The organism is Candidatus Sulfotelmatobacter sp. (assembly GCA_035498555.1).
GTDB lineage: Bacteria > Eisenbacteria > RBG-16-71-46 > RBG-16-71-46 > RBG-16-71-46 > DATKAB01.
This window is the reverse complement of the sequence record DATKAB010000185.1, coordinates 1-19,534: the sequence shown is the minus strand read 5'-3', so window position 1 is coordinate 19,534 and position 19,534 is coordinate 1. Positions and strand designations below refer to the sequence as shown.

Below are 19,534 nucleotides of genomic sequence, written 5' to 3'. Positions count from 1 at the left end.
TTTCGCGGCTCGCCGCCCGCCTACCAGTGTCCGAAGAGCTTGAGCAGGGCGAGAATCACGAAGATTGCGACCACCATGCCGGTCAGGAACAGCCAGGTGAACAGCCGATTGTCGAACTTGAGATGCATGTACCACATCGCCACCAGGCCGAACTTGAGCGCCGAAAGCGACAACAGCACCGGCACCATCACCGGCCTCATGGCCGGGATGTAGAACACCGCCACCTCGATCGCCGTGATCACGGTCAGGATCGCGGCGATGCCCAGGTACTCGCGCGCTCCCGGATGGGCATGCTCCACCGGGTGAGGAGCGTCGTGCGCCGGCGAGCCTTCGTGATCGGACATGCGTGCCTCTCCTACTGAATCAGGTAGACGAGCGTGAAGATCGCGATCCACACCACGTCGACGAAGTGCCAGTAGAGTCCGGCGATTTCCACGTCGAGCGAGCGTTCCTGACCGAGCTTGCCCTTCACCGCCATCATGAACAGCGTCCACAGCCAGATCACTCCGACCGTCACGTGCGTGCCGTGGAAGCCGGTGAGCACGAAGAACGTGCAGCCGAAGAGATTGGTCTGGAGCTTCAGGCCCTTGAAGAAGAACTCGGTGAACTCGAAGCACTGGCCAGCCACGAAGGTCATGCCGAGCAGGGCAGTGGCGGCCAGCCAGATCCTGGTGCCGCGCGGATTCCCGCGCTGGACGGCGGCCAACGCGAGCACCATGGTGAGACTGCTCATCAGCAGCACGAAGGCGCTGAACGACGTGAAGGGAATGTTGAAGATCTCGTGGGGGTGCGGCCCGACCTGATCGCGTCCGCGGTACACCAGATAGGTGGCGATCAGCGAGCCGAAGAACATGCATTCCGAGCCGAGGAACGCCCAGAACAGCATTTTCCGGCTGTTCAGGCCGGTGGACGTCGGGTGCGCCTCGGGAGCGTGAGCGGCGACTGCCAAATGCGTCTCCTTCCGTTCCGCGTCGGTGCGGCTCAGGTGCAGGGCTCGAACGCCCAGGAATACAAGCCCACCAGCATGATCACCAGCCCGGGAATGCCGAACGCCCAACCCCAGACCATGCCGGCCATCAGGAAGCCCATCCCGAAGGCGCTGACGATCGGCCAGAACGAGTTCGGCGGCATGTGAATGTGGCCGTGCACCTCGTTGCTGCGGAGCGCCGCCTCGCGGCTCTCCTTGTGCCACAGCGGATCGAGGCTGTGCACGACCGGCACGCTGCCGAAGTTGTAGGCGGGCGGCGGCGACGGGATCGCCCACTCGAGCGAGGCGCCTCCCCAGGGATCGTTGCCGGCCGGTTCACCGTTCTTGAGACTGCTCAGGAAGTTCCAGATGAAGATCAGGATCGAGGGCGCCAGCGCCAGCGCGCCGATCGTCGAGAGCAGGTTGTAACCGTCGAATCCCATGTTGGGCGCGTAGGTGTAGACGCGGCGCGGCATGCCGAGCAGGCCGACGAAGTGCATCGGGAAGAACGTCACGTTCATCGCGATCATCTGCGTCCAGAAGTGCCACTTGCCCAGCGTCTCGTTCATGCGCCGGCCGGTCATCTTGGGATACCAGTAATAAATGCCGGCGAAGATGCCCATGATCGCGCCGCCGAACAGCACGTAATGGATGTGGGCCACGACGAAGTACGTGTCGGTCTGCTGCAGGTCGGCGGGCGGCGACGCGTGCATGAATCCCGACAGGCCGCCCATCGTGAAGGTGACGATGAAACCGATCGCGAACAGCATGGCGGTCTTGAGATCGAGCTTCCCGCCCCAGAGCGTGCCGATCCAGTTGAAGATCTTCACGCCCGTTGGGATGGCGATCAACATGGTGGTGAGCGCGAAGAACGAGTCGGCCATCGGCCCCAGGCCCACCGCGAACATGTGGTGGCTCCAGACGCCCCAGCCCATGAACCCGATGAAGATCCCCGAGTACACCACCACCGGATAGCCGAACAGCGGCTTGCGCGAGAAGGTGGGCAACACCTCGGAGATGATGCCCATCGCGGGCAGGATCAGGATGTAGACCTCGGGGTGCCCGAACAGCCAGAAGAGGTGCTGCCACAGCAGTGGATCGGCTCCGGCGGTCGGAATGAAGAAGTTGGTTCCGATGAACCGGTCGAACAGCAGGAACACCAGCGCCACCGTGATCACCGGGAACGCCAGGATGATCAGGAACGAGGTGACCAGCGTCATCCAGACGAATGGCGGCATGCGCATCAGCTTCATGCCCGGCGCGCGCAGGTTGATGATCGTCACGATGAAGTTGAACGCCGCGGCCAGCGAGGCGATGCCGAGGATCTGGAGCCCGACCGCCCAGTAGTCCACGCCGTGGCCCGGCGAGTACTGACTCGAGGTCAGGTTCGAGTAGCCGAACCAACCGACATTGGGTGCGCCGCCCAGGAAGAAGCTCAGATTGAGGAACAGCGCGCCGAACAGGAACACCCAGTAGCTGAAGGCATTGAGCCGCGGGAACGCGACATCGCGCGCGCCGATCATCAGCGGCACCAGGAAATTGAAGAAGCTCGCCGACAGCGGCATCACGGCGAGGAAGATCATGGTGGTCGCGTGCATGGTGAAGAGCTGGTTGTAGAAGTCGGGATTGACCAGCTGATTCCCGGGCTTCATCAGCTGCAGGCGGATGACCAGAGCTTCGAGCCCGCCAATCAGAAAGAAACTGAAGGCGGTGATGCCGTAGAGCGCGCCGATCCGCTTGTGATCGACGGTGGTGATCCAGCCCCAGATGCCGGAGGGGGCGTGCGCCTCGGCCGGAGCGTGTGCCGTGACGGTGGTGGTGGCCATGGGTGGTCTTCGCTCCTCCCCTACTTCAGGCTCTCGAGGTAGGCCTCGAGCGCCAGGATCTGGTCCTGCGCCAGGCCCAGGTTGAGCATCAGCGTGCCGGGCTTCTCCTTGTCGGGCGCCTGAATCCAGTGGCCCAGATTGTCCGGCGTGTTCGTGAACATGCTGCCGGCAATCGAGGTGCGGCTGCCGAAGTGCGTGAGATTGGGTCCGATCACGCCCTGCGAGAGCCCGTTGATGGTGTGGCAGCTCACGCACGCGCTCTCGAGGAAGATCTTCTTCCCCTGACCCGCCAGCGTGGTCGAGTCGGGCTCGACGGGGCCCGTCTTCTGGTGGGCGACCCACGCGTCGAATTGCTCGGGAGTCTCCACGAACAGCTTCATGTGCATGTTGGCGTGGGAGAGCCCACAGAGTTCGGCGCACTGGCCCGGAAACTCGCCGAGTGTGTCGGGCGTGAACCACATGGTGTTGGTGTGGGCCGGCACCACGTCGCGCTTTCCGCCCATCGCCGGGAACCAGAAGCTATGGATGACGTCGGCCGATTCGAGCTGCACCAGGATCGGGCGGTGGACCGGCACGTGCATTTCGCTGCCGGTCACGAACCCTTGCTCGGGATATTGGAACTCCCACCACCACTGGTGTCCGACCACCTTGACGGTGAGGGCGCCGGGCGGCGGCGGGCCCTGAGTCTTGAAGATGGTCATGACGGTGGGCACCGCGACCAGCGCGAGAATGATCGCGGGCGCGATGGTCCAGGCGATCTCGAGCGCGGTGTTGCCGTGGACCGGCGTCGGGTCGGGCGCACCCGGGCGGCTGCGGAAGCGGAACACCGCCACCAGCAGCAGTCCGAGCACCACGATGAAAATGATGGTGACCCACATCACCTGCTGCTCGAGCAGCTTCTGCACCGCCATCGCGTAGTCGGAGCGAGGCGTGAGCGAGGTCTGCGGATAGTCGCGCGAGTTGCAGCCGGCGATCAACGCGGTCGCGCCCACCAGCAGCGCGCCGAGCCAGCGATTCGTCCTCGCGTTCTTTCGGTGGGGCATCAACTCTCCCGCAGGGTGAACCGGGACGGCCCGGAGACGGTTGCCGAAAAAATCGGCGCGCAAAGTACCACGAGGGCCCGAAGCGTGGGAAGGGCTCAGTGGCGCAGGGCGGCCATCAGCGCGTCGGCCGCAAGAAGTAGGTAGAGAGCGAATAAGTAGAGAATTGAGAAAAGAAATAGCTGCATCGCGTGCTTCGCCTCGTGCGTGCGAGCGAGCCGGATCGCGAGCGCGATGAACGCCAGACCGAGCAACGTCGCCGGCGCGGTGTAGAACGCGCTCGCCAGTCCGAGCGGCTGCAGCGCGAGCGTCACCGGCACCAGCACCAGCGTGTAGATCAGGATCTGGCGGCGCGTCTCCGTCTCGCCGTGCGTCACCGGCAGCATGGGAATGCCGGCGCGCTCGTAGTCCTCTCGCCGGTAGAGCGACAGCGCCCAGAAATGCGGCGGGGTCCACAGGAATACGATCGCCGAGAGCACCACCGCCGGCAGCGTGATTGTGCCGGTCACCGCCATCCACGCGATCAGCGGCGCCGAGGCGCCTGCGCCGCCGCCGATGACGATGTTCTGAGGCGTGCGTCGCTTGAGCCAGACCGTGTAGAACACCGCGTAGTAAAGAATAGAACCGAGCGCGATCAGCGCGGCGCCGACGTTGGTGGTCGTCAGCAGCGTCACCCACGAGAAGCCCGCCAGCACGAAGCCGAGCCCGAGCGCCGCCGAGGGCGGCAGCAGGCCCGCCGGCAGCGGCCGCGTCGCGGTGCGCTTCATGAGCGCGTCCACGTCGCGGTCGAAGTACATGTTGAAGCTGGCCGCCGACGCCGCCGCGAGCATGGTGCCAATCAGCGTGCCCCAGAACACGCCCGGCTTCGGGAAGCCGCCGCCCGCGAGCAGCAGCGCGGGAACGCCGGTCAGCACCACCAGCAGCACGATGCGCGGCTTGGTGAGCTCGAGCCAGGCGGCCGCCACTCGCCGCGCGCTGGCCGGCGCCAGGGCGAAGGTCGTCACGCGGGCACGGCTCGAGACGCGCGTGCCGGCATCGACGCCACGCGGAAGGTGAGCATCACCATGAGGCCGAGGATCGCCGCGGCGTCGGCGAGGTGCATCGCGGAAATCCAGACCGGCAGTCCGAGCAGCACGTTGCTGACTCCCAGGATCATCTGCGCGAATACCAGCCCGAGCACCACTGGAGCGCCGGCCCGGATCACCGGATCGGGCGCCCGGCGAGCACGGATCGCCAGCAGCACCATTACCGCGGCGAGCGCGTAGGCGCCGAAGCGATGCATCATCTGCAGCCCCACCGCTCCCTCGAGCGGCGGCAGCCATTGGCCGTTGCAGGTCGGCCAGTCCGGGCAGGCGAGCCCGGCGTTCTGAGTGCTCACCAGGCCGCCGAGCAGCGCCTGGCCGTAGGTCATCACGGTAGCGGTGGCGAACAGCGCCAGGAGTCCCGGCGGGCGATCACTGAGACCCGCGGGCGCGGCCTCGACGATGCGCGACTGCGCCGCCAGGGCGAGCGCGAGCAGCGTCGAGAACAACAGCAGCGCGACCGCCAGATGCCCGCTCACCACGAGCGGGCTCAGCAGCTTCCACACCGTGAGCGCGCCCAGCAGCACCTGAGCCAACAACAGCACGACCGCCAGCGCCGCGAGCCCGCCCAGCCGAGCACGTACCTCGCGCCGCGCCAGCGCCCAGCCGCAGGTGGCGAACAGCAACACGCTCACCAGCAGCGCGACGCAGCGGTGGCTCCACTCGATCAGCACGTTGAACTGGAGGGGCGGGATCAGGCGGCCCTGACAGAGCGGCCAGTCGGGGCAGGCGAGGCCGGAGCCGGTGGTGCGCACCACCGAGCCGATCACGATGAGCCCGAACATCAGGAGGGCGGTGAGGAGCGCGAGCCGCGAGGTTACGGCGAACGCGCGCGCGGACGACATCTGGCCTCCAAGTGGAATGGAGGCCGCAAGCTAGCACAGGCTTGGGGCGAGCCGGAAGCGGCTCCGGCATCAGCGGGCGCAACTGCAATTTCCGGAGCAGGACCCTCGCTTGACCCGGCCGGCGCTTCCCGCCTACCTGTCGTTGCGCGGCTTCTGCCCGCGCACCGACGCGGTTCCGGGCGGCACCGGGTGCAGGTCGTTCACCTGCGCCGGGGGAATGCGATCCACCCCGATCAGAAACAACGCGTCGTTGGCGGGAACCCATTGAGTCGAGGAATTGAGCCCGTTGTTCACGGTGGGATCCGCCGTGCCGTTGATGCGACGGTAGGCCGCCTCGAGCTGAACGTTCTGACCGGTCGAGCCCGGATTCACCAGCACGGTGCCGTTCTGGAAGTCCCTTCGATACACGCTGCTGGTGCCGGCCTTGAAATGCACGTCGTCGAGCCACACGTCGCCGGTCTCGCCGGCCAGATGGAAGCTCAGCAGGCCAGCCCCCGACGCGTCGGAGACCAGGATCACCTGATAGCGGCGCCACTGCGTGTCGAGGTTGATGATCTGGTAGGCGTACTCGCCGCCTCCAGTCGGCGGGCCGGTGATGACGCGCAGCGTGCGCGGAAAGGCCGCCTTCGCCCAGAAGGTCGCGGCGTATTGCGAATTGACGATCAGCGGAATCGTCCCGGTGGTCGCGAAGCTCGTCGCCCAGGGCACCGCCGGATTGGCAACCGGCACGGTGATGTGCGCCGAGACCGAACCCTCCGGAGCGCTGGTCGTGTCGGCGCTCACGGTGGAGCCGACCGAGGTGGAGAGGCGCCAGCCCGACGTGACGCCGCTTTCGAAGTCGCTGTTGGCCACCGCGTCGGGCCCCGGACCCACCCACACCATCTGATAGCACGGGCCGAGCGCCTGGCCGAGCCAGCCGGTGTTGGAGAGCTGACCGGTGGCCGCGCCCGAGTTGAGGTCGACCGCGTACTCGTCGTACCACCACGCCATGTATTGGTCGGGCCGCGATTGGCGCGCGGCCGGGCCGAACACGTGAAAGCCGCTGCCGAGCGACGCGCTGCCCAGGCCGAATCGTACGCGCCGCGTGTTGTCGGCGATGTAGGGGACGCCGGTGCCGTTGGTCGCAGTGAAGATGAAGTTGTGTCTCGGCGTGACCCAGCGCGTCTCGTCGATCAGATAGCCGCCGGGATCGTTGTACATGTTGGTGAACCAGGTGCCGCCGTTCTGGAACGGAAAGTTCTCGCGCATCCAGCCGTTGAACCAGGCATACTTGGTCCCGGCCGCGCAATTGCCCGCCAGGATCACGCTCGGCCCGCACAGCTGGCGCAGCCGCGCCGCCAGCGTGTCGGTTCCGGCTCTCCAGCCGGCCGAGAAGCTGCTCAGGCTCGGATAGCCGGCGCGCGCGTAGTCGATCTGTTCCCCGGCGCTCTGCATCCACTCGATGTTGTCGCAATAGGTGTCGATGAAGAGACCGTCCCACATCCCGGTGCTGATGATCGCGTCGTGGAAGAGCTGCGCCAGCGCTTCCGCCACCACGTAGCGCCCCGTACCGTCGCGCTTGGCGATGTTCACGTCCGCAAACTGAGTGGTCCGGGAGCCGTAGAGTTCGCCGTACTGGTTGTAGAGGAAGCCGTTGAGATCGCGCACCGTGCGCCAGTAGCGCGTCGGGTAATGAACGAGCGAGTCGGACTGAAGCGAGTAGTAGCAATAGTGGCCGTGCACGTAGGCCAGCAGCTGGATGCCGGGATGCCGCGCGCGCAGCGCCGCCGGGAGATCCGGCCGGTAGGGTGTAATCGGGCTGGCCTCGAGGGTCACCAGATCGTAGCGCGCGATCTGATCCAGCACGCCCGGCACCGCCGTGCCGGTCGAATCGAGCAGCGGATAGCCATCGCCGTATATCGAGCCGTAGAGCGCGAGCCGCGGGTAATTCTGCGCGCGCGCCTGGCCCGAAGCGACGAGAGTGGCCGCGAGGATGGCGGCCGCGAGGAGGGGGCGGTGGCTGAACACGGTGGATCCCCGAAGTTATCGGCCCGAAATCGAGCGGACTTGAAGAGGGCGAACGAGCTTCGAAGCCGGCGTGGGGCATCCGACCCGCGACGACCGGAACGGTAGTCCCTCGGCGCTCCCGATGCTAGCCTTCGCGCCATGAGTCGCGCTCCGCTTCCCCGCGCGGTCGCCGGCGATCTCGCCTATTGCCACGAGATCCTGCCCCGGGTCTCGCGCACGTTCGCCATCAACATCCGGTTGCTCGGCCGCTCGATGCGCGACCCGGTGTGCGCGGGCTACCTCCTGTGCCGCACCGCCGACGCTCTCGAGGACTCGTGGCCCGGATCCCCGGCCGAGATTCGCGGCCGGTTCGAGCGTTTTCGCGCCGCCATGTCCGGCGATCGGGGCGCCGCCGACTCGCTGGCCGCAGCCACGCCGCGCGAATGCCGACCACGCGCCGATCTCGAGCTGGTCCGAAATTTCCCGCGGGTCGCACGCGTCTATCACGCCTTCGCCCCGCCCGAGCGCGACGCCATCGGCCGATGCCTCGACACGATGTCGGCCGGGATGTGCCGCTATGCGTCGCGCGCCGCCGAGCGGGGGAGCACCGTTCCCTATCTCGACGATGAGGGAGAGCTCCACGACTACTGTTACGTGGTGGCGGGCTGCGTGGGTGAGATGCTCACGCGACTGTTCGGCGATGTCGCGGGCGATCCGGACAGCGAACGCGCCCGGCGAAGGCTCGCGCTGGCGCCGACGGTCGGCGAAGCGCTACAGCTCACCAACGTGCTCCTCGACTGGCCTCACGACGTCGCTGCCGGCCGCTGCTTCATCCCCGCCGCCTGGCTGCGCGAGGAAGGGCTGACCGTCGCGGACCTGCTGCGCCCGGGAGAACCGCGGCTGCGGTCGCTGGCGGCGCGCCTCGAGGCGCTGGCCCGCGCGGCACTGGCGCGCGTCCCGGACTACGTCGATCTCATTCCGGCCCGGCACCTGCGCTACCGTTGGTTCTGCCTGTGGCCGGCATTGTGGGCGCTCGGCTCGATTCGGCACGCCCATCGCGACCCGCGCTTCCCGGCCAGCCCCAAGCGTCCCAGGCTGCCACGCGCGGAGTTGTGGGGTGCGGCGGTGGCGTCGGCGATGGTGTCATCGCACTCGGGCGCCATGCGCCGGCTGTACGCCGCCAGCGGCTAGGCTCCGTTTCGGAACGCCGCACGAGCACGTTGGGGGTGACGGTGGGCCAGGGCGACGACCAGGCTGGGTGGGCTCACCCGCCGAGGAGGAGCGATGCTGTGAATGGCCCACCGGCACTCCCGACCCGGAGGGCCGGCGTGCTCGCGGCCCGCTGGCGACATGCAGGGTCAGTCCCTGCACGTCCTGCACCATCCACCAATCTTCGGAGCATGACCCAAACGGAGCCTGGCCCATGCTTCAGCCCACCCGCTCCGGCTCGGCGGCCGGGAGATCGTGCGCCGGCGGGGGCGCCTGCGCGGCTTCGAGCGCGCGCAGCACGCGGAGCCGCGCGCTGACCCACAGCGCGCCCGCGAGCAGCACGACCGCACAGAAGCTGGTGGCGATCGGGGCTCCCCAGCGTTGGGCGAGCCCGCCAGAGATCAGGGCGCCGAGCGGCGAGGTGCCCACGAACATCAGGGTATAGAGGCTCATGATGCGCCCGCGAAAACGGTCTTCGGTGGTGAGCTGGAGCAGCGTGTTGGTGCTGGCCACGTAGAGGATCAAGCCGAAACCGGCGAGGAAACCCATCGCCATGGTCAGCGCCGGCAAGCGCGACCAGGCGAAGCCGGCCATGCCGAACCCCGCGCTCGCCAGCCCGATCAGGAGCTGGTGACGCAGATCCCAGCGGGACATGGGGCGCGTCATCCAGAACGCGGCCAGCAGCGAGCCGACGCCGAACGCCGAGACCAGCAGCCCGTACATACGCGCGTCGCCGTGGAGGATGTCGCGGGCGTAGACCGGCAGCAGCACCATGTACTGGAAGCCGATGCCGGCGGTGAGCGCCAGCAGCACCAGCAAGTTGCGGATCGCGGTCACGCCCCACGCGTAGCGCACGCCTTCGGCGAGTTTCTCGAGCGTGTCCTGCGGCACCGCGGGCGCGCGCACCTCCAGCTCGATCATCGCGAGCCCGACCAGCACCGCCACGTAGGAGAGCGCGTTCAGCCAGAAGCAACCCGCTTCGCCAATGCTCGCCACCAGCACGCCGGCGATCGCCGGGCCGAGCACGCGCGCCGCGTTGAAGGCCGCCGAGTTGAGCGCGATCGCGTTGGGCAGATCGGCCTTGCCCACCATTTCCACCAGGAACGACTGGCGCAGCGGGAGGTCGAAGGAGTTGAAGACTCCGAACGCAAACGCCAGCGCCAGCACCATCCACGCCTTGATCACGCCGAACGTGACCAGCGCCGCGAGAGCCCCGGCCTGGAGCAGGAAGAATCCCTGCGTGATGTAGAGCAGCTTGCGCTTGTCCATGTGATCGGCGATCACGCCGGCCGGCAGCGCGAACACCATCACCGGCAGAAACTGCACGAATCCGAGGAGACCCAGCATCATCGGCGAGTTCGTGATGCGATGCATCAGCCAGCCCTGCGCCACGCTCTGCATCCAGGTGCCGATCAGCGAGATCATCTGGCCGATCCAGAACAGGCGGAAGTTGCGGTGGCGGAGCGCCCGGAATGTCTCGTCGAGCGTCGCAGCGGAGGGAATCAGGCGCATGGCGCGGCGACGCTAGCACGAGGCCGCGCGCCGGCGAAGGCTGCGGGCGGCTCGCGGAGCTCGTTGGGGCTCGCGGTTTCCGCTGGCCATCGCGCCCCCAACTGCCGATAGTTCCGGCGTGCGCTTCGCCTCGCTTCAATCGGTACGGCGCTCGGCCGCGCGGGCGTTGCGACGCTTCCCGTCGGCCCTGGCATGCGCCTGGGCGGCGTGCGCGATCGCCGACGGGCTGATCCTCGCCAACCGCACCGACGAGCACCTGATCGCCGCGGCGCTGGTGCTGGCCCTCGGCATCCCGGTGTTCTTCGCCCTCACACTGTTCGACGAGCGGCTCCGCGCCGGGGCCTCACCGGTGGCGCGGATGTTGCCGCCCATCGCTGCGGCATCGTGCCTGGCGGCGATCATCTGGCTGTGGCCGCATTGGACGACCGAGGTCCAGTGGCGGCGCTACCTGCAGCTCAGCGTCTTGGCTCACTCGCTGGCAGCGTTTCTTCCCTACCTGTCGGCGCGGGAGCCCCGCGGCTTCTGGCAGTACAACCGCGCCTTGCTCGAGCGATTCGTGGTGGCCTCGATCTTCTCGAGCGTGCTCATGCTCGGGCTCGAGGGCGCGCTCGCCTCGCTCAAGCCGCTGTTTGGGATCACGGTCTCGGCGAAGGCGTTTGGGCTGCTGACGTCGTGGATCTATCTCGTTTTTCATCCCTGGTTCTTCATGGCCGGGATTCCCGGGGACCTCGCCGAGCTCGATCGGCGCGACGAGTACCCGGCCACGCTCAAGGTGTTCGCGCAGTTCATCCTGGTTCCGCTGGTCGCCGTGTATCAGGTGCTGCTCTCCGCCTACCTGGTGCGCGTGCTCGCCACCGGCAAATGGCCCAGCGGTCTGATTGGATGGCTGGTCTCGGCCGAGGCCGCTGCCGGCACGCTGGCAATTCTTCTGGTCCATCCGGTGCGGGACCGTGCGGAAAACGTCTGGGTGCGCACGTTCGGGCGCTGGTTCTACGTCGCGCTCATTCCCTCGATCATCATGCTGGCGCTGGCCATCGCCAAGCGGGTGGCGCAATACGGCGTCACCGAGGATCGCTATTTCGTCATCGCGCTCACCGTCTGGCTCGCCGCGATCAGCGTCTATTTCATCGCCCGCCGCGACGGCGACATCCGGCTGATCCCGGCGACGCTCGGAGCGCTCGCGCTCTTCACCTTCGCCGGCCCCTGGAGCGCGTACGGCATCTCGCTGGCCAGCCAGCGCGCCCGGTTGGTGAAGATTCTCGAGGCCAATGGCCTGTGGCGCGCCGATCGGCTGGTGGTTCATCCGGTCGAGCTGAGCCTGGAGGAGCGGAGGCAGCTCAGCTCGACGCTGACCTACCTGCTGCAAACTCACGGAAGCGCCGCGGTGCGCCCGGTGCTCGGCGACCTCGCCGCCGCCGCCGACAGCGGCTTCATCGATCCCGACCGGGCGCCCTCCTACGAGCGCGCCGGCCGGGTGCTCGCGCGGATGGGCATTGGCTACGTGAACCCGTGGGAAGCGCACGATCAGCGCCCCGGCGGGTATTCGTTCTCCGCGACCACCACCGACCACCCGGCCGCCACCGCGCTCGAGGGGCTCGACTATCACGTCACCGTCGCGGGAACCGTCACCGATTTCGGCGCGGGCGCTCGCAGGCTGGAACTCGCATGCGACGCGCGCGGTCGCCGGCTGATCCTGAGTGAAGAGCGACCGCATCGCGCGACCTCCCGCGGCGCGACCGTCGCCGACACGCTCGCCACGGCAAGCCTCGACTCGATCATCGCGTTCTCGAGCGCGAGCGTCCCGTCGATCAGAGAGCCGCAGCGGCTGGCCCTCCAAGGTTCGGGCGCTCGCGGCTTCCTGGTGGTGAAGTATCTCGCTGGCGGCTCGCATCCCGAGCCGCGCCTCTACGGTCTCGGCGGCGAGCTCTACTTCTCGCTGCTCGTACCCGCGCCGGACTCGATCGCGACTGGCCGGCCCTGAGTTGCGCGTTTAACATGCGCGTGATGCCTAATCGTCCCGGTCTGTCGCGAAGCTGAGCGTGCCCGCGCTCTCGTTTCCGCCCGGTTTCCGCTGGGGCACCGCCATGTCGGCTCACCAGGTCGAAGGCGGCAACCGCCTCAACGACTGGTGGCGATTCGAGCAGATCCCGGGCGCGATCGCCGATGGCGACCGGAGCGGCGACGCCTGCCGACACTACGAGCTGTTCGATCAGGATTTCGCGCTGGCCGAAGCCGACGGGCACAACATGCACCGGCTCTCCATCGAGTGGAGCCGGCTCGAGCCCGAGCGCGACCGCTGGAACGCCGCCGAGGTCGAGCACTACCACCAGGTGCTGGCCTCGCTGAAGCGCCACCGGATCACTCCGCTGGTCACGCTCCACCATTTCACCAACCCGTGCTGGATCGCCGATCGAGGGGGCTGGGAGAATCCCGAGACCATCGACCGGTACTGCGAGTACGTCCGCTTCTGCGCTCGCGAGTTCGGCGGCGAAGTGGACTGGTGGTGCACGGTCAACGAACCCGAGGTCTATGCGTTTCGCGGCATGAGCGAGGCGGTCTGGCCGCCGCGCAAGCGCGACGACGGCGCCGCGCTGTGCGTGATCGGCAATCTGCTCGAAGCCCATGGGCGCGCCTACCGCGTGCTGCACGAGGAGGATCGCGCCGATGCCGACGGCGACGGCTTCAGCGCCCGCGTCGGTTTCGCCAAGCATCGCCCGCAGCTGGTGGCCGCCAATCCCTGGTCGCCACTCGACGCGCTGCGCGCGGCCATTGAGAACCAGATGTTCAATGTGGCCGTCGAGTCGGCGCAGGTGACGGGCATGATCGACCTGTCGATTCCCGGCGCGCCACCCGTGAGACGCGAGGTGCCCGAACTGAAGGACGCCTTCGACTGGTACGGCCTCAACTACTACACGCGCTGGATGGTGCACGCGCTCGGGCGCGAGGCGCACACCGCCAGGGTCGGCGCGCCCAGGAACGATCTGCACTGGGAGATCTGGGCCGAAGGACTTGCCGAAGCGGCGCATGCGGCGGCCAGGGCCGGAAAGCCGATTCTGATCACCGAGCACGGCATCGCCGACGCCCGCGATCAGTGGCGGCCAAAGTTCATCAGCGACTCGCTGGCCGCGCTGGCGCGCGTGATTCAGTCCGGCGCCGACGTGATCGGCTATCTCCACTGGTCGCTGCTCGACAATTTCGAATGGTCGGACGGGTATCGGGGACGCTTTGGCCTCTACGCGGTGGATTTCAATGATGCGACGAAGCCGCGCCGACGGCGCGAGAGCGCCGAAGTCTTCGCGCGCATCGTACGCGCCAACGCCGTCGAGCCCGCGCCGGCGAGCTGAAATCTCGCCGGCCCGATGCCGCCTTTGCGGCAGCGAGATCGCTGCGCTAACGTGATCGGCAACCCCCAAGGATGGCCGCACCGGGAAGGAACCTGATCGATGTGTCCCTACTGTCATGAACACGACGGCAAGCCCTGCGCCGTCACCGAGCGCCCCAACGGCCGGCTGGCCTGCGATTGCGGCAAGCATTCGTGGCCAAACAGCGGCGCGTTCCTCGAGAGCTGCCGGCGCGAGAGCCTGAAGATCTCGCGCACCGTCCATACCTGGACTCAGGGCTTCTAGAGCGGCTCTTGGACGGGTTTCGGCCCGTGCGTTAGCCTTTCGGCGTCCTCCTGAATCAAAGGATCACGCCATGGCCCACGACCCCGAAGACACGCTCGAAGGCTTGCAGCGCGAAGTCGAGCGCCTTTTCCACGATCTCGTCTATCACCGCCATCCGGCCTCGCACTTCAGCGAGCCGTCGTGGTCGCCGCCCGCCGACCTGGTGGTCTCTCCCACTTCAGCGCGCGTGCTGCTCGAGCTGGCGGGCGTGCCGCGCGAGCAGGTGCACGTCCGCCTGCGTGATCGCACCCTCGAGGTCAGCGGCCGCCGCGAGCCGCCGCGCGAGACCCAGGGGTCGCACTATCATCGCGCCGAGATCTACTTCGGCAATTTCCGGCGCACCATCGAGCTTCCCTGGGACGCCGACGAAAAGTCGATCGTTGCGCGCTATCGCGACGGCATGCTCGAGATCGAGTTGAAGCGCGTGCCGGCCCGCAAGACCCGCGAAGTCGCGATCGAGGAACCCCGCCATGGCTGACCGCCGAGCTTCGAAGAAGGTCCGCAGGCCGGCGCGTCGACCCCGCAAGCCGGTCAAGACCATTGCCGCCGGGGCGCGCAGCTCGCAACCGCTGATCGTGCCGGCCGGCGCGATGCCGGCGATGCCGGAGCTGGCCGGCGGACACGCGCCGTTCGATCCGTCGGCGCCGCCGGGTTCGCCGCTCGCCCCGCCCACGCCTTCCGCGCGCATCGCTCCGGTGATGCCGGTGCGCAGCACGGTGCTGTTTCCGTTCGCGATCGTGCCGCTCAACGTCGGGCGTCCGTCCAGCGTCACGCTGCTCAATGACGTGATGGCGGGCGACCGCACGGTGGCGGTGTTCACGCAGCGCGATCCCACCAGCCACGAGCCCGGCCCCGGCGACCTCTACCCGGTCGGTTCGCTCGGCATCGTGCTCCGCATGGTGCGCGTGGCCGAGGACCGGCTCACGGTGCTGGTGCAGGGGACCGGCCGCATCCGGCTCGGCGAGGTCGTGCAGACCCAGCCCTATCTCAAGGCCAACATCTCGCCGCTCTCCGAAATCGAGCACGAGGACGTCGAGACCGAAGCGCTCATGAAGACGGTGATCTCCCAGTTCGAGCGCATCGTCGCGCTCTCTCCGAACGTGCCCGACGAGGCGGTGGCGGCGGCGCGCAGTCAGGCCGGCCCCGGGCGCGTCGGCGATTTCATCGCCTCGCTGCTCGACCTGCCCGCCGAGGACAAGCAAAGGGTGCTCGAGCAGCTCGATGTGACGGCGCGGCTCAAGCTGCTCACCGAGCTGCTGCAGCGCGAGCTCCAGGTGCTCGAGGTCGGGGCGCAGATCCAGGAATCGGTGCGCGAGACCATCGACAAGGGCCAGAAGGAGTTCGTGCTTCGCCAGCAGATGGAGGCGATCCGCAAAGAGCTGGGCGAGGGCGACGACTCGCAGCGTGAGCTCGACGAACTCAAGGAAAAGATCGAGAAGGCGCAGATGCCGCCCGAGGTGCGCAAGGAAGCCGACCGCGAGCTGGCGCGGCTCCAGCGCATTCCCCCGCAGGCAGCCGAGTACACGGTGGCGCGCACCTACTTGGAGACGCTGTGCGACATGCCCTGGGCGATCTCGACCGAGGACGACCTCGATCTCGGTCACGCGCGCAAGGTGCTCGACGAGGACCATTATGGCCTCGACAAGATCAAGGAGCGCATCCTCGAGTTCCTGGTGGTGCGGCGCTTCAAGAAGGACGCGCGCACGCCGATTCTGTGCTTCGTGGGCCCACCGGGCACCGGTAAGACTTCGCTCGGGCGCTCGATCGCCAAGGCGCTGGGCCGCAAGTTCGTGCGCCAGTCGCTGGGCGGCGTGCGCGACGAGGCCGAGATCCGGGGGCATCGCCGCACCTACATCGGCGCGCTGCCAGGCAACATCATTCGCGGCATCCGCCGCGCCGGCTCTCGCAATCCGCTGTTCATGCTCGACGAGATCGACAAGCTCGGCGCCGACTTCCGCGGCGATCCCTCGAGCGCGCTGCTCGAGGTTCTGGATCCCGAGCAGAACTCGACCTTCATGGACCACTACCTCGACGTGCCCTTCGATCTGTCACAGGTGCTGTTCGTGACCACCGCCAACTATCTCGACCCGGTGCCGCCGGCGCTCCGCGACCGCATGGAAGTGATCGAGCTATCGGGCTACACCGAGGCCGAGAAGCTCGAGATCGCGAAGCGCCACCTGATTCCCAAGGCACTGCGCGAGAATGGGCTCGAAGGGCTGGGCCTCGAGTTCACCGACGAGGGCATTCTCAAGGTGGTGCGCGAGTACACGCGCGAGGCCGGGCTGCGCAACTTCGAGCGCGAGCTGGCCAACGTGCTGCGCCGTTCTGCCAAGGAGATCGCCGAGGGCAAGAAAGTGTCGAAGAAGCTCGACGCGAAACGCGTGCGCGAGCTGCTCGGGCCCGAGAAATTCGAGTTCGAGCGCGCCACCAAGCTCGATACGCCCGGGGCGGTGCTGGGACTGGCGTGGACGCCGGTCGGCGGCGAGGTGCTGACCGTCGAGGCGTCGCTGATGCCGGGATCCAAGCAGCTGATCCTCACCGGCCAGCTCGGCGACGTGATGAAGGAGTCGGCGCAGGCCGGGCTGTCGTACGTGCGCTCGCACGCCGAGGAGCTCGGCATCCACCCCGACTTCTTCGAGAAATCCGACATCCATCTGCACCTGCCGGCCGGCGCGATCCCCAAGGACGGCCCTTCGGCGGGCATCACCATGTGCACGGCACTGGTGAGCCTGCTCACCCGGCGCAAGGCGCTTCCCGGCATCGCCATGACCGGCGAGATCACGCTGCGCGGCCGCGTGCTCAAGATCGGCGGGCTCAAGGAAAAGGTGCTGGCCGCCCACCGCGCCGGCCTCACCACCGTGATCATCCCACGCGAGAACGAGAACGATCTCGAGGAGATTCCGGTGGATGTGCGCACCCACATGATCTTCTGCCCGGTCGAGCGGATCGAGCAGGTGCTCGAGCTGGCGCTCGAGTCGGCGCCCGGCGCCAAGGTCGGAGCGCGGGGCGGCAACGGCGACGCCGTGAAGAAGGGCCAGGCGCCGGGCGAGCGCGTGAAGCCGCGCGTGGCGCCGGTCGCGGCGCGCAAGGGCGGCTAGGTCCGGGCCGAGAACGCCGCGCGAGCCTCGAAGCTGAGACGCCCGCCGGGTTTTCCCGGCGGGCGTCGCGCGTTGCGGCCCGCAAGTGAGACGGCGCTCGTTCAGCTCGCCATCTTGAAATGGATCTCGACGTCCTGGCGGTCGGCGTCCGCGACCTTGAAGAACTCGGCCGGCGTGTAGTTGAGCCACTGCGCCACGAACTTGTCGGGAAGCTGATCGAGCCGGGTATTGAAGGTGGTCACCATGTCGTTGTAGAACTCGCGGCGATCCGCGATCTGGTTCTCGAGGTCGCTGATGCGCGCCTGCAGCTGCAGGAACGACTGATTGGCCTTGAGGTCGGGATAGGCCTCGGCCACCGCGAACAGTCCGCCGAGTGCCCGCGTCACCATGCTCTCGGCTTCGGCGCGCTGCGCCACTCCGCGCGCCTGCGCCAGAGCGCCACGCGCTTCGCTCAGCTTGTCGAACACGCCGCGCTCGTGCTGCATGTAGCCTTCGACCGTGTTCACCAGCTTGGGAATCTCGTCGTGCCGCTGCTTCAACAGCACGTCGATGTTCGCCCACGCGCGCCCGACGTTCTGCTTGAGCGAGACGAAACTGTTGTAGAGGGTCAGGAAATACCCGGAGACCCCCAGTCCGAGAAACAGAACCAGAGCGAGGCCGATCGTCTCACCGACGTGCATGGTCTTCCTCCGTGAATCCAGGCGGCCGTGACCGGGGCGGGGCGGTCCTGGCGCGTTCGTCGCGCCGGCCCGTGGCCGGCGAACGCCACCGTGCAGTTATCGGCCGGTAGCCCCCTCGGCTTCAGGGCTTCCAGTGGCCGTGCCTCATGAGGTCGAGCAGGAACGCGAGCCCGATCAGGGTCACCGTCGGGCCCCCGAGCACCCCCGCCAGCGCGTGGAAGCCCAGCTCCCACTCGACCATCTTCGCGGACTGCTGGCTGAGGATGAAGGTCTTCTCTTCCTGGCCCTGCCGAATGATGGCCTTCACGTCGTCGTCGATGGTGTGCGGCCGCTGGACGGGCGCGCCGTCGGTGCCGGTCGCCATCAGCTCGTCACCGCCCGAGATGTCGAGCGCGCGCGAGCGCGGCGTGGCCGTGCCCATCAGGAATACGGCCTGCGAGTCTTCGAGAATGCGCTCGCGGAAACGCACGGTGCCGAGCCGCCAGAGGTTGCTCTTCATCCCGCAGTGTTCCTTCATGTACTGCTCGTAGCAGGCGGGGAACACCGGACCCGAGCAGTCCTCTTCGACGCCGAAGTTCATGTGCGACTCGACCCCTTGCGGGTAGACCAGCGCCACGCCGGTCTGGTCGCGGATGAAGAACGGCTGTCCCGACGAGGCTCGATGGACCACGTTCCAGCCCTGGCGTCCGCTGCGCGTCGAGATGTCCAGCTCCCAGTGGACGCACGAGCGCCCCGAGAACGGCGCGGCCAGCGCGCTGCGCGCGACGACGGTGCCCTGGACCTCGACCAGCCCCATGGCCATCGAGCGAATGCGCGCGGTGGGCGTGTTCTCGATCAGCCGCTTCTTCCGCAGGCTCTGGAAGCCATGGAGGAACCAGATCGGCCCGCCGCCGAGCGCGACCGCCGCATAGAAGGGAAAGGCTCCGGCGTGCATGGCGCCGCTCAGGACCGCCCGGCCGCGCGCAGCACGTCGGCGAGCGCGGCGAGATAGAGAATGCCGGTCATGGTGAGCGCCGGCCCCAGCGCGACGCCGGCGACGCGCAGCGGCGAAACACGCAGCAGCGTCGGCGTGGGCGGCCCGCTGCTCACCAGCAGGTAGCCGAGATGCTCGCCGCCGCCGAAGGCGAGCGTCGGTTCGGCCGGCGTGTGCTTCGACACCGCGCCCACCGCGGCGCTCACCGCCAGCGCTTCGGCCATCAGGTCGACGTCATCGGTGCCGGTGCGCTCGAGCGACATTTCGTCCTCGTAGCTCACCGCCTGCGCCGAGCGCACCGTACCGACCACGTGGCAGGGCCGGCCGGCCAGCAGCGCGCGCTCGGTGAGCGTGATGGTGACGCCCGCGCGCCGCAGCCACACCGCCTCGGGCACGCGCTGGAGCAGCGCCGCGAGATTGGCCGAGACCGGCTCGCCCGCCTCGATCGTGCGCGTGGCGGTCGGATCGAGGTTCCAGCGGCCGATACCGCCCGGTACGCGCGCGATCACGCCGCCCTGGCCGATGCGGAACCCGCGGCGCTCTTCCACCACGCCACGGATCGAGCGCCCGACTCCGGCGACCTCGAGCTGGAATCCCGCGCAGGGGCGGGCCCCGATCGGGGAGAAGAGCGGGCTCTCGAGCATCACTTCA

17 protein-coding genes are annotated in these 19,534 nt (G+C 67.9%); 6 read left to right on the top strand and 11 right to left on the bottom strand.

Features of this window, described 5'->3' with window-relative positions; all coding sequences use genetic code 11:
* Positions 1-20 precede the first annotated feature (20 nt).
* The 7 genes from VMJ70_14700 to VMJ70_14670 form a co-directional block, all read right to left on the bottom strand.
* Complete coding sequence (locus VMJ70_14700; GenBank protein ID HTO92378.1) at positions 21-344, bottom strand: cytochrome C oxidase subunit IV family protein; 324 nt, start codon at positions 342-344, stop codon at positions 21-23.
* An 11-nt stretch (positions 345-355) separates the two neighbouring features.
* Entirely contained in the window at positions 356-949 is a 594-nt protein-coding gene (locus tag VMJ70_14695) for a cytochrome c oxidase subunit 3 (GenBank protein HTO92377.1), read from the bottom strand.
* 32 nt (positions 950-981) lie between these two features.
* On the bottom strand, positions 982-2,793 hold the full coding sequence (gene ctaD / locus VMJ70_14690) for a cytochrome c oxidase subunit I (GenBank protein HTO92376.1): 1,812 nt from the start codon (positions 2,791-2,793) through the stop codon (positions 982-984).
* Positions 2,794-2,813: 20 nt separating this feature from the next.
* Entirely contained in the window at positions 2,814-3,836 is a 1,023-nt protein-coding gene (gene coxB, locus VMJ70_14685; GenBank protein ID HTO92375.1) for a cytochrome c oxidase subunit II, read from the bottom strand.
* Between the two features lie 95 nt (positions 3,837-3,931).
* The gene (locus VMJ70_14680; GenBank protein ID HTO92374.1) at positions 3,932-4,837 is read right to left on the bottom strand and encodes a heme o synthase; all 906 of its coding nucleotides are present in this window, start codon (positions 4,835-4,837) and stop codon (positions 3,932-3,934) included.
* On the bottom strand, positions 4,834-5,760 hold the full coding sequence (locus VMJ70_14675) for a COX15/CtaA family protein (GenBank protein HTO92373.1): 927 nt from the start codon (positions 5,758-5,760) through the stop codon (positions 4,834-4,836). Before VMJ70_14675 ends, VMJ70_14680 begins: the two co-directional genes overlap by 4 nt.
* Positions 5,761-5,892: 132 nt before the next feature.
* Entirely contained in the window at positions 5,893-7,767 is a 1,875-nt protein-coding gene (locus tag VMJ70_14670; GenBank protein ID HTO92372.1) for a carbohydrate binding domain-containing protein, read from the bottom strand.
* Positions 7,768-7,905: 138 nt separating this feature from the next.
* Between VMJ70_14670 and VMJ70_14665 the strand changes: the two genes are divergently transcribed.
* Positions 7,906-8,937 carry a squalene/phytoene synthase family protein gene (locus tag VMJ70_14665; protein ID HTO92371.1) on the top strand — a complete coding sequence of 344 codons (1,032 nt, stop codon included), beginning with the start codon at positions 7,906-7,908 and terminating at the stop codon, positions 8,935-8,937.
* A gap of 237 nt (positions 8,938-9,174) precedes the next feature.
* On the opposite strand, the gene VMJ70_14660 is transcribed toward VMJ70_14665, so the two are convergent.
* Positions 9,175-10,467: an MFS transporter gene (locus VMJ70_14660; protein ID HTO92370.1), complete on the bottom strand. Its 1,293-nt coding sequence runs from the start codon at positions 10,465-10,467 to the stop codon at positions 9,175-9,177.
* Positions 10,468-10,585: 118 nt separating this feature from the next.
* Between VMJ70_14660 and VMJ70_14655 the strand changes: the two genes are divergently transcribed.
* From VMJ70_14655 to lon, 5 genes are all read left to right on the top strand, one after another.
* Positions 10,586-12,448 carry a DUF4153 domain-containing protein gene (locus VMJ70_14655; GenBank protein ID HTO92369.1) on the top strand — a complete coding sequence of 621 codons (1,863 nt, stop codon included), beginning with the start codon at positions 10,586-10,588 and terminating at the stop codon, positions 12,446-12,448.
* A gap of 58 nt (positions 12,449-12,506) precedes the next feature.
* Positions 12,507-13,811 (top strand): family 1 glycosylhydrolase, encoded by a 1,305-nt coding sequence (locus VMJ70_14650; protein ID HTO92368.1) that lies wholly within the window; start codon positions 12,507-12,509, stop codon positions 13,809-13,811.
* Positions 13,812-13,910: 99 nt separating this feature from the next.
* Positions 13,911-14,093: a hypothetical protein gene (locus VMJ70_14645; GenBank protein ID HTO92367.1), complete on the top strand. Its 183-nt coding sequence runs from the start codon at positions 13,911-13,913 to the stop codon at positions 14,091-14,093.
* Positions 14,094-14,163: 70 nt separating this feature from the next.
* On the top strand, positions 14,164-14,610 hold the full coding sequence (locus tag VMJ70_14640; protein ID HTO92366.1) for an Hsp20/alpha crystallin family protein: 447 nt from the start codon (positions 14,164-14,166) through the stop codon (positions 14,608-14,610).
* A complete protein-coding gene (lon, locus tag VMJ70_14635; protein ID HTO92365.1) occupies positions 14,603-17,230 on the top strand; it encodes an endopeptidase La in 2,628 nt (875 codons plus the stop codon). The genes VMJ70_14640 and lon overlap by 8 nt, the downstream gene beginning before the upstream one ends.
* Positions 17,231-17,331: 101 nt before the next feature.
* Here the strand turns inward: lon and VMJ70_14630 are convergent, their stop codons facing one another.
* From VMJ70_14630 to VMJ70_14620, 3 genes are all read right to left on the bottom strand, one after another.
* The gene (locus VMJ70_14630) at positions 17,332-17,910 is read right to left on the bottom strand and encodes a LemA family protein (protein ID HTO92364.1); all 579 of its coding nucleotides are present in this window, start codon (positions 17,908-17,910) and stop codon (positions 17,332-17,334) included.
* A 121-nt stretch (positions 17,911-18,031) separates the two neighbouring features.
* Positions 18,032-18,844 carry a GIDE domain-containing protein gene (locus tag VMJ70_14625; protein ID HTO92363.1) on the bottom strand — a complete coding sequence of 271 codons (813 nt, stop codon included), beginning with the start codon at positions 18,842-18,844 and terminating at the stop codon, positions 18,032-18,034.
* Between the two features lie 8 nt (positions 18,845-18,852).
* The coding region (locus tag VMJ70_14620; protein ID HTO92362.1) for a hypothetical protein at positions 18,853-19,534 on the bottom strand (682 nt) is incomplete at its 5' end.

What these genes read in the sequence shown, in the direction of transcription:
- VMJ70_14700 (HTO92378.1), bottom strand. Translation starts at nt 344, where the DNA reads ATGTCCGATCACGAAGGCTCGCCGGCGCACGACGCTCCTCACCCGGTG.
- ctaD (HTO92376.1), bottom strand. Translation starts at nt 2,793, where the DNA reads ATGGCCACCACCACCGTCACGGCACACGCTCCGGCCGAGGCGCACGCC.
- coxB (HTO92375.1), bottom strand. Translation starts at nt 3,836, where the DNA reads ATGCCCCACCGAAAGAACGCGAGGACGAATCGCTGGCTCGGCGCGCTG.
- VMJ70_14675 (HTO92373.1), bottom strand. Translation starts at nt 5,760, where the DNA reads ATGTCGTCCGCGCGCGCGTTCGCCGTAACCTCGCGGCTCGCGCTCCTC.
- VMJ70_14665 (HTO92371.1), top strand. Translation starts at nt 7,906, where the DNA reads ATGAGTCGCGCTCCGCTTCCCCGCGCGGTCGCCGGCGATCTCGCCTAT.
- VMJ70_14660 (HTO92370.1), bottom strand. Translation starts at nt 10,467, where the DNA reads ATGCGCCTGATTCCCTCCGCTGCGACGCTCGACGAGACATTCCGGGCG.
- VMJ70_14645 (HTO92367.1), top strand. Translation starts at nt 13,911, where the DNA reads ATGTGTCCCTACTGTCATGAACACGACGGCAAGCCCTGCGCCGTCACC.
- VMJ70_14640 (HTO92366.1), top strand. Translation starts at nt 14,164, where the DNA reads ATGGCCCACGACCCCGAAGACACGCTCGAAGGCTTGCAGCGCGAAGTC.
- lon (HTO92365.1), top strand. Translation starts at nt 14,603, where the DNA reads ATGGCTGACCGCCGAGCTTCGAAGAAGGTCCGCAGGCCGGCGCGTCGA.
- VMJ70_14630 (HTO92364.1), bottom strand. Translation starts at nt 17,910, where the DNA reads ATGCACGTCGGTGAGACGATCGGCCTCGCTCTGGTTCTGTTTCTCGGA.
- VMJ70_14625 (HTO92363.1), bottom strand. Translation starts at nt 18,844, where the DNA reads ATGCACGCCGGAGCCTTTCCCTTCTATGCGGCGGTCGCGCTCGGCGGC.